Origin of the sequence: Paenarthrobacter sp. RAF54_2 (assembly GCF_052113945.1) — a bacterium.
Taxonomy (GTDB): domain Bacteria; phylum Actinomycetota; class Actinomycetes; order Actinomycetales; family Micrococcaceae; genus Arthrobacter.
Genome location: NZ_JBFRDV010000017.1, coordinates 32,405 through 44,747, shown reverse-complemented (window position 1 = coordinate 44,747; position 12,343 = coordinate 32,405). Strand labels below are relative to the sequence as shown.

The following is a 12,343-nucleotide window of genomic DNA, read 5'->3' as shown; positions in this document are numbered from 1 at the left end:
CCCAAAGCGTGGGCAGCGAACCAGCCCGCAGCGCCCAGGATGCTCTGCGGGAACAGCGGCGAACCAGCATCCTCCACGTGGACATGGACGCCTTTTTCGTTTCCGTGGAATTGCGCAGCCGGCCAGACTTGCGGGGCAAGCCAGTAATCGTCGGCTTCCCTGCTGAACGTTCCGTTGTGTTATCGGCGTCCTACGAAGCCCGGGCCACAGGTGTGAAGTCAGCGATGCCCATGGCCATTGCCATGCGGATGTGCCCGGGCGCTGTCATCATCCACCCGCGCCACAAGCTCTACTACGAGGTTTCGGCGCAGCTCATGGAGATCTTCGCCTCCATCACGGACCTCGTGGAGCCGTTGAGCGTTGACGAGGCTTTCCTGGACGTCGGCGGTGCAATCCGCCGTCTCGGATCCCCCTTGGACATCGGCCATCTCATCCGCAAACGGGTTCGGTCTGAGCTTGGTATCACCGCTTCAGTGGGGATTGCCGGAACCAAATTTGTGGCCAAGATCGCATCCACCCGCTGCAAGCCGGACGGCATCCTCCAGATCGACGCCGAGGACACCATCCCGTACCTCCACAGCCTGCCCGTCAATGCCCTCTGGGGCGTCGGCGGCAAGACCGCCGAGGTGCTGGCACGCCTCGGCATCCGGACGGTGGCCGACGTAGCAGCAACGCCCGTGGCATCGTTGAAAAAGGTCCTTGGCGCCAGCGGAGAGCATGTGCACCGACTGTCCATGGGAATGGATCCCCGGCCAGTCACTCCTACCAGGCTGGAAAAGAGCATCGGGGCAGAAGAGACCTTCGCCACAGATTCGGCAGACGACGCCCTGGTGCAGCGGGAGCTCCTCAGGTTGTCCCATCGCACGGCAGCGCGGCTGCGAAGTTCCGGGATGCTGGCCCGAACCATAGCTTTGAAACTCCGATACGCCGACTTTTCCACCGTGACCCGTAGCCGGACGGTACATACTCCCGTTGACAGCGCCCAGCTTATTTACCAGGTTGCCGTGCAATTGCTGGAGTCCTTGGGGATACGATCCATGAGCGTCCGTCTTGTAGGCGTCCGGGCGGAGCAGTTGGAACCGGCCGGCCAGGCGTCCCTGCAGCTCAGCCTTGACCGGCGGGATGACAACTGGCGGGCCGCGGAGCAGGCCCTTGACCGCGTTGCGGAACGCTTCGGCTCCAAAACCCTGCTCCCGGCCAGGCTCCTGGATCCGGGCAAGACTCCTGACGCCCAATGACCCCCGCGAAGCCGGGCAGGTGCCCTCCGCGCGTCTTTCAGAACAGCGCCTGACAAACTATCCTAATTAGTACAGATATTTAGATCGTCTGGACAGCTGATTCCTGAGCAGTCGGTCCCAGGATGTCCGCTAACAAAGCGGAAATTTTTGGGAACGCTTTTCGTGGCCCGATCGTTTTGGAGACAGACGCACAGGCCGCGATTCGTCCAGACGCTGGCTGACTAAAGGAGGTCGCGATGCCCCTCTCGGAGCATGAACAGAAGCTGCTTGAGCAACTTGAGAAGCAGCTTCATGAGGACGATCCGAAGTTTGCCAACACCATGGGTTCGGATCCCATCCGCAGCTGGTCAACCCGGCACGTGATAATTGGTGTCCTGGGTGCCATTGCAGGCATCCTTTTACTGCTGGTCGGCGTGTCACTCCAACAGATTTTCGTTGGTGTCCTCGGCTTTGTCGTGATGGGCGCAGGTGTCTACTTTGCGACTCTTCGGGGCGCGGCGTTCGGCAAGGCCCGGAAGGGGAAAGCCGGAAAGTCAAAGTCCAAGAGTTCGTTCATGAGCAATCTTGAGGAGCGCTGGGACGAGCGTCGCCGCGACGACAATTGAGCGTGACCGCCAGCACTAGCCCGGAAACGGATCCTTCCGAGTAGCGATTCCATAATTACCTGCGCCGTAATTGGTGCATGCCCCTGAGTTGCAGGGGACACAAAAGACCCCTAACGGGTCTTTTTGCGTTTAACTGCACAGTCCTCCTGGCTGCCCAGTCCTCCTTGCTGCCCTGTCCTCCTAACTGGCAGTCCTCCACTTTCCACCCCTTCAGGATTGGCAGCCCACTGTGGAGCCGCAGCGACACCGTGCTGCGTCTGATTCCAGCGTGGCCCATTGAGGCGTGCACCCAGACCTGTCTCTGTCCTCCACTTCCCGCCACGTCCGTGGATCCGCGCCATTACGCGCCTTCAGAAACTCAAAGTGGTGGAGAAACGCCCTGTTGTGCGTTGACTGTGGGGCTTTGTGGAGTAAAGTGGAGCGCATAAGAGGGTATTGGCAGGGTTGGGTATGAACGGGCACCTTGACTGAGGGGCGGTGGGCCGGTGTTTCTTGGCACCCATTCCCCACGTCTTGATGAAAAGGGCCGGATCATACTTCCCGCGAAGTTCCGTGAGGAACTTGCCGAGGGCCTGGTTCTCACAAGGGGTCAGGAACGTTGCATTTACGTCTTCAGCCAGAAGGAATTCGAGCGCATTCACGAATCGATGCGGGAGGCACCACTGTCCTCCAAGCAGGCTCGTGATTACATTCGGGTTTTCCTGTCTGGGGCCTCTGACGAGGTACCTGACAAGCAGGGGCGCGTGACGATTCCGCCGGCGCTCCGGGCCTACGCAGGGCTTGGCCGGGAATTGGCAGTTATCGGTGCCGGTACCCGCGCGGAGATCTGGGATGCCGAGGCTTGGAATGAATACCTCGCCGAGAAGGAAGCAGCCTTCTCGGAAACCGACGATGACAATCTGCCCGGGTTCATCTAACCGGCGGAGGGGTCCTTGGCCCCGGTTCTTGGGTGGGATCTCCAGCCGCCCATCGAACTGTCTTCCTGGCTCAACTTCCCCTGAGCCAGGCCGGCGGAACGATAGGCGCGGATGGGGATCCGATCCAAGGAATTGAATGCAAGCGATTGAGGAAAGAGGAGGCAACGTGGAAGAGCAGGACGCGGCAAAGCCCACATCTGAGCGCCACGTGCCCGTCCTGAAGGACCGCTGCATCAACTTGCTCGCCCCCGGCTTCGAAGCAGCACGCACCCGTGGCGAGACGCCGATCGTTATCGATGCGACGCTGGGCATGGGCGGCCACTCCGAGGCCATGCTGCAACGCTTCCCTGATCTGCACCTCGTGGGTATCGACCGCGATGAGGAAGCGTTGGCGTTGGCCGGCGCGCGGCTGGAACCATTCTCGGATCGCACGGATTTGGTTCACGCGGTCTATGACGAAATCGAGGACGTCCTGGCGGATTTGGGTATCCCTGAAGTCCACGGCATCCTCATGGACCTGGGTGTATCGTCCTTGCAGTTGGACGAACGGGAGCGTGGCTTCGCCTACTCCTACGATGCTCCGCTGGACATGCGCATGGATACCAGCCGGGGGCAAACCGCGGCAGATGTCGTCAACAACTACAGCGAAGAAGACCTGGTCCGCATCATCCGCAAGTGGGGCGAAGAGAAGTTCGCCGGGCGGATTGCGAACAGGATCGTCACTGCCCGGGCTGAGAAGCCCTTCGCCACCACCGGAGAACTCGTTGAGCAAATCCGGGGCGTGGTACCTGCTGCCGCGGCCAAGAGCGGTGGCCACCCGGCCAAACGGACCTTCCAGGCGCTGCGTATCGAGGTCAACGAAGAGCTCGACGTCCTGGAACGGGCTGTTCCAGCCGCCGTCGCAGCGACGGCCATGGGCGGGCGGATTGTCGTGATGTCCTACCACTCCCTGGAGGACAAGATCGTAAAGTCCGTCTTCCAGGCAGGATCCAAGTCCTCAGCACCGCTCGGATTCCCCGTTGAACTCGAAGAACACAAGCCCGAACTGAAAACGCTGACCAAAGGCACGGAAGTGCCTACGGCCGCAGAAATTGCCGAGAACCCCCGCGCGGCGTCTGCCCGACTCAGGGCCGTGGAGCGCATCAAGCCAAGGAGAGTCGCATGAGCACCGCCGCAGCGAAGACACTGCCCTCCTCCGTGGTAGGCAACACGGCCAGGGCACTCCCGGCTCCAGCAGGCCGGCCCGACGTCGGCCGAAAGGCGCGCACGCCGCTTTCGCTTGTGCGCAGCGTCCCCGGGAAGCGGCGCACTCCCTTTGTTGTCCTGTGCTTCGTGGTGATGGCGGCCGCCCTGCTGACGGTGCTCGTCCTTAACATCTCTGTATCCACAGCCCAGTACCGGTTGGTGCAGCTGAAATCAGAAGCAGCCACGCTGAACAAGGAAAACCAGGACCTGACACAGAAGAAGCAGAACTTCGAGGCTCCCCAGAATCTGGCTGCAAAGGCTGCAGAATTGGGAATGGTACAGTCCACCGTCAAGGGTCAGATCGATTTGAGCACCATGACGGTCACCGGAAAGGCAACCCCGGCTGTCAAGGGAGACACCCCCGCGGCCGTGATCGCCCCTCCGGCCGTTGCCGGCCAGCTTGATGTGGTTCCCTCGGTGACTACCAAGGATCCGTTGGAGAACCTCAAGCCGGCAACACCGAAAACGCCCGAGGCCAAACCCGCTGCACCTGCTGCCAAGCCGGCAACTCCGGCAGCCGCGCCCGCGGAGCTTCACGGGGGATCCGTTCCGGCGCCCCAGCAGAAGGCACCAGGGCACTAGCCCGCAAGATCACCGAAGCAAGGCCAGCAGCAAGGAATCAACGTGGCGCAAAACCCCGGCAAATCAAAAAAGACCAAGGTGCCGGCGGCAAGGAAGCGGCTCCGTGTTGGTCTTGGCATCATGCTGACCCTGCTGTTGGTGGTGGGCGGAAAACTCTTCATGGTGCAAGGCCTTGATGTCGGTGGCATGGCCGAGGCCGCCCTTGCGAACCGCCTCACGCCGCAGGTACTGCCGGCCGAACGCGGCAGGATCCTGGACGCCAACGGTACTGTCCTCGCCAGCAGCGTCATCCGCTACAACATTGTTGTGGATCAGGTCCTGAATACTGCTACAGCTGAGTTCAAACGGTACAACGAGAAGACTGAAGAAATAGAGACGATCTCCCGGGACCAGGGGATCTCCGAACTGGCTTCGCTCCTCGGGGCTGACCCTGCCAAGGTCAGGGAGTCGCTCACTGGCGACAAGAAGTACTCTACGGTGGCCAAGGACGTGAAGCCGGAGCTTGAAGACCGCATCTCCAAGCTGCACATTCCGGGTGTGGCCGCCGAAGGCGTCAGTAAGCGTGTCTATCCGAACGGCAGCGTTGCAGGCGGCGTGGTGGGTTTCCTCCAGGATGGCACCACAGGCCAGGCAGGCATCGAGCAAACCCAGGACCAAGTGCTCCGCGGTACCGAGGGCAAGCGTGTTTTCGAGATTGGCGCGGATGGCCTCAGGATTCCCGTGGCCACCGATGAGCTCACGCCAGCTGTCGATGGAAGCGACGTCAAGCTGACCCTCAATACAGACATCCAGTACTTCGCACAGCAGGCCATCCAAAGCCAGGTCAACAAGATGAACGCCGAGTGGGGTTCGATCATTGTGATCGACACCAAGACGGGCAACCTCATCGCCTTGGCCGACACGAACGCCCCGGACCCCAACGACCCCGGGAAAGTTGATGCCAAGGACCGCGGTGTACGTTCCGTGACGGCTGCCTACGAGCCTGGATCCGTGGAGAAGATGATCACTGCCTCTGCCGTGATCGAGGAGGGGAAGTCCTTTCCGCTGGATCATTTCACCATCCCGCCGTCGTATACCATCGACGGTCAGACGTTCACTGATGCGTTCGAGCACGGCACCGAAGAACGCACGCTGGCCGGAATCCTGGGCTGGTCCATGAACACCGGCACCGTGATGGCGGGAAGCAGGCTGACCAAAGAGCAGCGCTACGAATGGCTGAAGAAGTTCGGCGTCGGCGAACAAACGGACATTGGCCTTCCAGCGGAAGCGACGGGTATCCTCGCCAAGCCTGATCAGTGGGATGAACGCCAGCAGTACACGGTCCTGTTTGGTCAGGGAGTTTCGCAGTCGACGCTGCAAACCGTCCGGGCCTTCCAGACGATTGCCAACGACGGCGTGATGGTGCAGCCAAGGCTCATCGATAGTTACATCACGCCTGAGGGTGAAGAGCAAAAGGTGCCTGCCAAGGAGTCCCGGCAGGTGGTGTCCAAGGAGACAGCTCAACAAATGAAGGACATCCTGGAAAGCGCAGTGACCGAAGGCCAGATCAAGGACGCGGCCATTGACGGGTACCGGGTGGGAGCAAAGACAGGTACGTCACAGGCGCCCCGGGAAGATGGTCTCGCCGGTTTTGACGGGTATACGGCGTCGATGGTCGGGATGGCGCCCATGGATGACCCGCGCTTCATCGTGGAGGTAGTCCTGCAGCGTCCCAGGGGAAATATCTACGGCATCACCAATGGTCCCGTGTTCCGTTCGGTCATGTCCCAGGTCCTCAGGACCTACAATGTGGCGCCATCCACCGGCACCCCCGCGCGCCTGCCGCAGTTCGTCAAGTAAGCTTCTTGGGCGTCTGTTTCGGCCAAAGAATTTGATCCATCACTATCGGCTGGGCGCCGCTGGCCCCAAGCCGGTCGTTCCACCGAGCATCAACGGAGAACCACGTGTCAGAGCACAATGAGGCCGCTTTCCATGCCGAGACGCCCGAGACCGGCACCTCCGGCTTTCGTCCGGCGTCTGTGGCTGCAGTGCCTTTGTCGACCCTTGCGGAAGCCCTTGGTGTCCCGGTCCCGGCGGATGGCGACAACAAGGGAGTTACGGGGATCTCGCTGAACTCCCGGGCCATTGAACCGGGTGACCTTTACATGGCCCTGCCCGGCGCTTCGCGCCATGGAGCCGACTTTGTCCCACAGGCGGTCGAGGCCGGCGCCGTCGCAGTAGTCACTGATGACGCCGGGGCACGGCAGCTCGCCCTGGCAGGCGAGCAGCCCGTACCTGTCCTCATCGTCGACGAGCCGCGCGCCGTCGTCGGGCGTTTGGCGGCCCTGATCTACCGCAGCCAGCCGGACGACGGCGGGTTCCCGACGCTGTTTGGAGTGACCGGGACCAACGGTAAAACGACTACAACATACTTCATCAACTCCTTGCTCCGTGCCCTGGGTAAAACCCCGGGACTCATCGGAACAATCGAGATCCTGGCCGGGGGAGATCCTATTCCGAGCCTGTTGACCACGCCGGAATCCACCGACGTCCATGCACTGCTCGCCTTGATGCGGGAACGCGGGCTGGAGGCGGCCTCCATGGAGGTGTCCTCCCACGCCGTTGCTTATCACCGCGTCGATGGCGTGATGTTCGACGTCGCCGGCTTCACGAACCTCACCCAGGACCACTTGGACCTGCACGGCAGCATGGAAGAGTACTTCCGCACCAAGGCCGAGCTGTTCACTGCCGGACGGGCACGCCAGGCTGTGGTGATGGTCGATGACGAGTGGGGGCGCAACCTGGCGCGAACAGCGGACATTCCGGTCACCACACTTACTGCCACGACAGGTGGCAGCCCTGCCGATTGGTCCGTTGCCTCAACAACCTCCCGTGGACTCGGCACCGATTTTGAACTGCGGCATGCAGACGGCCGTGTCCTGCGTGTACACACTGGCTTACCGGGTGACTTCAACGTGGCGAACGCGGCCCTTGCCACGATCATGGTGCTGTCATCAGGCATGGATGCTGAGACCCTCCAAGGCGCACTGGACGCCCACGATCCCTTCACCGTGGCCGTTCCTGGACGAATGCAGCTCATCTCCACCGCGCCGGCGGCCGTGGTTGATTTTGCCCACAATCCCGATGCCCTGGCCCGCGCACTCCAGGCTGTGCGGTCACGTGAGGAAGGCTCCCGGGTCATCGTGGTGTTCGGGGCCACCGGGCAGCGGGACCAAAGCAAGCGTCCGACCATGGGCGCCATCGCGGCACGCTTGGCGGATATTGTCATTGTCAGTGACGACGACCCCCATGACGAGGATGCTGCGGCTATCCGGTCAGAGGTCCTCGCAGGTGCCCATGCCGCTCGTGAATCAGGGAACCTGACCAGTGAAATCATCGAATCATCACCCCGGGATGCCGCCATCCGACTCGCCGTGGAGCTGGCCACTCCGAAGGACACCATCCTGATCGCTGGTCGTGGCCACGAGGTATGGCAGGAGGTCAAGGGCGTCAACCTGGCTCTCGACGACAGAGTGGAACTGCGGACCGCCTTGACATCCAGGGGATTCAACGTTTCAACGGACCAGCGGATAGAGTCCTAAACCGAGATGATTGCACTTACTGCGGCGGATATCGCCCACATCACCCATGGCCGTTTGACCGGAGACGGGGACATCGCGCCCACTTCTGTCGTCACTGATTCCCGGGAAGCTACACCTGGTTCGCTCTATGTGGCGAAGCCGGGCGAGCACGCAGATGGTCATGACTTCGTTGACGCTGCCTTCGAGCGGGGTGCCGTCCTGGTGTTGGCCGAACGCGAGGTCACTGACGTTGACGGTAAGCCGTATCCCGCCGTCGTTGTTGATGACGCCGTGCTCGCCATGGGAGCGCTTGCTGCCGAAGCAGTCCGCCGCATCCGCTCTGCCCGGGAACAGCGCGGCGAGCAATTTACAGTGATCGGTATTACTGGCTCGGCCGGCAAGACCACCACCAAGGACTTACTCGCCGGCGTGTTGTCCCAAGCCGGGCCCACAGTTGCTCCCCGGGGCTCATACAACGGTGAGGTCGGCGTGCCCCTGACCGTGTTTGCCGCCGATACGGACACCCGCTTCCTCGTCATTGAGATGGGAGCCACCGGCATCGGGCATATCAAGTACCTCGCTGGGATGGTGCAGCCCGATATTGGTGTGGTGCTGGTGGTCGGCACCGCCCACGCCGGGGAATTCGGCGGTGTCGAAAACATCGCTACGGCCAAGGGCGAACTTGTAGAAGGGCTTAGTGAGCACGGCACAGCCGTCCTGAACCTGGACGATGGCCGCGTTGCTGCCATGAAGACCCGCACCACGGCCAAAGTCCTCGGCTTCAGTGCCTCTCCAGCGACGAACGAAGACGTGGAAGCGCGCAACATTGTGGTCAACGCCGAAGGCCACCCCGAGTTTGAACTTGTACTGCCCGACGGCGGCCCTTCCGTTCATGTCCGAAGCCGTCTGATCGGCGGCCATCACGTGACGAACCTACTGGCGGCTGCTGCTGCGGCATTTGCCGCGGGCATCCCTGCGGCAGACATTGCCTCCTCGCTTAGTTCCCAGTCCGCTGCCAGCCGCTGGCGCATGGAACGAACCGAGCGCCCTGACGGTGTCACCATCATCAACGACGCGTACAACGCCAATCCTGAGTCGATGCGGGCTGCGCTGCGCACGCTCGCTGATCTTGGCCAAGGCAGGCGCACATGGGCCGTCCTTGGGGCCATGCTTGAGCTCGGCGAGGATTCCATCCGGGAGCACACCGCAGTGGGAACACAGGTGGTGCGCTTGAACATCTCCAGGCTCGTGGTGGTGGGACGCGAAGCGCGGGCCCTTTACATATCGGCCATCCAGGAAGGTTCGTGGGGGGACGAATGTTCGTTCACGGAGACTGCCGAAGAAGCCTACGAACTCCTGCAAAGGGAGCTGCAACCCGGAGACCTGGTCTTGTTCAAGTCCTCCAATGGCGTGGGGCTGAGGCATTTGGGCGATCGGATAGCATTACCCCCACGGGCCGAGTCCACCGGGGAAAGCGCGGCTGAAGATGCCGCAAGCGAAGGGAACGAGCTGCTGTGATTGCACTTTTGATCGGCGCCGGCGTCGCCCTCCTAGCGGCCCTGATAGGGACGCCCCTGTTCATCAGATTCCTGGTGGCCAAGAGCTATGGGCAGTTCATCCGCGATGACGGTCCCACCTCGCACCACACCAAGCGAGGCACGCCTACCATGGGCGGGACCGTGGTTGTTGCCGCGGTTCTGATCAGCTACTTCGTGACCCACTTGATCATGTGGATGATGAATCCACGGTCCGCGGGACCCTCCGCGTCCGGGCTGCTGCTGCTGTTCCTCATGGTGGGAATGGGCTTCGTTGGCTTCCTGGATGACTACATCAAGATTTCCAACAAGCGCAGTTTGGGCCTGAACGCCCGTGCCAAGCTGATCCTGCAGGCCGCCGTCGGCATCATTTTTGCCGTTCTGGTTTTGCAGTTTCCGAACGAGGACGGACTTCGTCCGGCTTCCACGCAAATTTCCCTCGTCCGCGACATCCCCTGGCTGGATCTCGCCTTTGGTGGGACCATCCTGGGCGCAATTCTCTTTGTCGTTTGGTCCAACCTCATCATCACCGCAGCAACCAACGGCGTGAACCTGACAGACGGCCTGGATGGGCTCGCGTCGGGAGCATCCATCATGGTGTTCGGCGCCTACACCATCATGGGGATCTGGCAGAACAACCAGGCCTGCGGTTCGCCGCGTGAGGCCGGCAGCGGTTGTTATCAGGTGCGCGACCCCATGGACCTGGCGCTCCTCGCGGCCATCCTGAGCGCTGCTTTGGTGGGCTTCCTCTGGTGGAATACATCACCGGCCAAGATCTTCATGGGTGACACCGGTTCCCTGGCAATCGGAGGCGCCGTTGCCGCTTTCGCGATCCTGTCCCGCACAGAACTTTTGCTGGCCTTCATCGGTGGCTTGTTCGTCCTGATCACCCTTTCCGTCATTATCCAGGTGGGTTTCTTCAAGCTGTCAGGTGGCAAACGCGTCTTCAAGATGGCCCCATTGCAACATCACTTCGAACTGAAGGGGTGGGCAGAGGTCACGGTTGTTGTCCGCTTCTGGATCCTTGCCGGGCTCTTCGTGGCCGCCGGCCTTGGAATCTTCTACGCTGAATGGGTGGTGCTGCTGTGAATGCAAACCAGGAGAGCGCGCCGTCGGCCAACGACCGCCTTAAGGATCTCACCAGTTGGGATGCCGGCTGGAGTGGCTTGCGTGTAGTGGTGACGGGAATCGGCGTGTCCGGTTTTGCCGCCGCAGATACCCTCATCGAACTTGGTGCAAGAGTTGTGGTGGTGGATGCCTCCACCACGGCGAAAGCAAAGGCGCAGGCCGACACCCTGAAAATCGTGGGGGCGGTGGATGTACTGCTGGGCGAAGAGGCCGTGAAGGTCCTTCCCCTCATTGACGGCAACAAGCCGGAGCTCATTGTGACCTCGCCGGGGTGGCGCCCGGACCAAGCCCTGCTGGCCGCCGCCGCACGCAAGCACATTCCGGTGTGGGGCGACGTCGAATTAGCGTGGCGCGTCCGCGAACGGGCGGGCCGGAAGACCGCTGATTGGCTCACCATCACCGGCACCAACGGTAAGACCACCACGGTAGGGATGACCGAGTCCATGCTGCAGGCCGCCGGACTCAAAGCCATTGCCGTGGGGAACGTGGGCACGCCCATCCTTGACGCTCTCAGGGACCCGGTGGAGTACGACGCTTTTGCGGTGGAACTCTCAAGCTTCCAGTTGCATTGGAGCCATTCGTTGTCCCCGGTGGCCAGCGTATGCCTGAACGTGGCCGAAGACCACGTGGACTGGCATGGCTCCTACGCCTCTTACCTTGCCGATAAAGCCAAGGTCTACGAGAACACGCAGAAGGCGGCCATCTACAACGCCGACCAAATTGAAACCGAACGCATGGTGGAGAACGCTGACGTCGTGGAAGGTTGCCGTGCGGTCGGATTCACCACGAACACCCCCGGCATCAGCATGCTGGGTGTGGTGAATGGATTGTTGGTTGACCGCGCGTTCATCGAAGAGCGGAAAAACTCAGCCGCCGAACTCGCGTCCATCTCCGATCTTGGGCCAGTGGCACCACGCCACATGGTGGCCAACGCCTTGGCCGCCGCGGCCCTCGTGCGTGCTTACGGGGTTGAGCCTGCCGCCGTCAAGCAGGGCTTGGTCAACTATCTGCCTGGCGAGCATCGTATCCAGCTCGTGGCCAAACACGACGACGTCCTGTGGATCAATGATTCAAAGGCCACCAACCCCCACGCCGCCTCGGCCGCGCTTTCAGCTTTCCACAACGTGGTATGGATCGCAGGGGGCCTCTCCAAGGGCGTCAATTACGATGACCTCGTCAAGGAGCACGCCCCCCGCTTGAAGTCCGTGGTGCTCATCGGCACTGACACGGAGGCCTTGGAAGCGTCCCTCCAGCGACACGCACCGGATGTCCCCGTGATAGCCCAGCCCAAGGGCGACACTGAAAGTGTGCAGACCGCAGACGGTAACGCCTCCTCGCCGATTTTTGGTGAGACCATCATGGCCCAGGCTGTGAGGGCAGCGGCCAGCGTGGCGGAACCAGGTGACACCGTGCTCATGGCTCCGGCGGCTGCATCCATGGATCAGTTCTCTTCCTACGCTCACCGTGGCGACGCTTTCGTCCAGGCAGTACGCGAGCTCGTGGAAGGGCAGGCAAAGACCACCGAGGAGTAAC

The 12,343-nt window shown here is 61.7% G+C and carries 10 protein-coding genes; all 10 read left to right on the top strand.

Translation table 11 applies throughout. The features are described 5' to 3' along the window. Positions 1 to 8: 8 nt before the first annotated feature. The 10 genes from dinB (at position 9) to murD (ending at position 12,342) form a co-directional block, all read left to right on the top strand. On the top strand, positions 9 to 1,238 hold the full coding sequence (gene dinB, locus AB4Y87_RS17545; RefSeq protein WP_442005636.1) for a DNA polymerase IV: 1,230 nt from the start codon (positions 9 to 11) through the stop codon (positions 1,236 to 1,238). A 236-nt stretch (positions 1,239 to 1,474) separates the two neighbouring features. Beyond that, complete coding sequence (locus AB4Y87_RS17540) at positions 1,475 to 1,843, top strand: DUF3040 domain-containing protein (protein WP_224167050.1); 369 nt, start codon at positions 1,475 to 1,477, stop codon at positions 1,841 to 1,843. A 485-nt stretch (positions 1,844 to 2,328) separates the two neighbouring features. Beyond that, complete coding sequence (mraZ, locus tag AB4Y87_RS17535) at positions 2,329 to 2,760, top strand: division/cell wall cluster transcriptional repressor MraZ (RefSeq protein ID WP_223936683.1); 432 nt, start codon at positions 2,329 to 2,331, stop codon at positions 2,758 to 2,760. 166 nt (positions 2,761 to 2,926) lie between these two features. After that, positions 2,927 to 3,925, top strand: coding sequence for a 16S rRNA (cytosine(1402)-N(4))-methyltransferase RsmH (rsmH, locus tag AB4Y87_RS17530; RefSeq protein WP_442005584.1), 999 nt, complete (start codon positions 2,927 to 2,929; stop codon positions 3,923 to 3,925). Beyond that, the gene (locus AB4Y87_RS17525; protein ID WP_442005583.1) at positions 3,922 to 4,587 is read left to right on the top strand and encodes a hypothetical protein; all 666 of its coding nucleotides are present in this window, start codon (positions 3,922 to 3,924) and stop codon (positions 4,585 to 4,587) included. Before rsmH ends, AB4Y87_RS17525 begins: the two co-directional genes overlap by 4 nt. 42 nt (positions 4,588 to 4,629) lie before the next feature. Then, a complete protein-coding gene (locus AB4Y87_RS17520) occupies positions 4,630 to 6,426 on the top strand; it encodes a peptidoglycan D,D-transpeptidase FtsI family protein (protein WP_442005582.1) in 1,797 nt (598 codons plus the stop codon). A gap of 104 nt (positions 6,427 to 6,530) precedes the next feature. Continuing rightward, entirely contained in the window at positions 6,531 to 8,168 is a 1,638-nt protein-coding gene (locus AB4Y87_RS17515) for a UDP-N-acetylmuramoyl-L-alanyl-D-glutamate--2,6-diaminopimelate ligase (RefSeq protein WP_442005581.1), read from the top strand. A gap of 6 nt (positions 8,169 to 8,174) precedes the next feature. Next, entirely contained in the window at positions 8,175 to 9,665 is a 1,491-nt protein-coding gene (locus tag AB4Y87_RS17510; protein ID WP_442005580.1) for a UDP-N-acetylmuramoyl-tripeptide--D-alanyl-D-alanine ligase, read from the top strand. Next, entirely contained in the window at positions 9,662 to 10,771 is a 1,110-nt protein-coding gene (mraY, locus tag AB4Y87_RS17505; protein WP_442005579.1) for a phospho-N-acetylmuramoyl-pentapeptide-transferase, read from the top strand. Before AB4Y87_RS17510 ends, mraY begins: the two co-directional genes overlap by 4 nt. Continuing rightward, on the top strand, positions 10,753 to 12,342 hold the full coding sequence (murD, locus tag AB4Y87_RS17500) for a UDP-N-acetylmuramoyl-L-alanine--D-glutamate ligase (protein ID WP_442005578.1): 1,590 nt from the start codon (positions 10,753 to 10,755) through the stop codon (positions 12,340 to 12,342). Before mraY ends, murD begins: the two co-directional genes overlap by 19 nt. The last annotated feature ends 1 nt before the right edge of the window (position 12,343 follow it).

Coding starts and splice junctions, on each gene's coding strand:
- AB4Y87_RS17540 (WP_224167050.1), top strand. CDS start 1,475: ATGCCCCTCTCGGAGCATGAACAGAAGCTGCTTGAGCAACTTGAGAAG.
- AB4Y87_RS17525 (WP_442005583.1), top strand. CDS start 3,922: ATGAGCACCGCCGCAGCGAAGACACTGCCCTCCTCCGTGGTAGGCAAC.
- AB4Y87_RS17510 (WP_442005580.1), top strand. CDS start 8,175: ATGATTGCACTTACTGCGGCGGATATCGCCCACATCACCCATGGCCGT.
- murD (WP_442005578.1), top strand. CDS start 10,753: ATGGGTGGTGCTGCTGTGAATGCAAACCAGGAGAGCGCGCCGTCGGCC.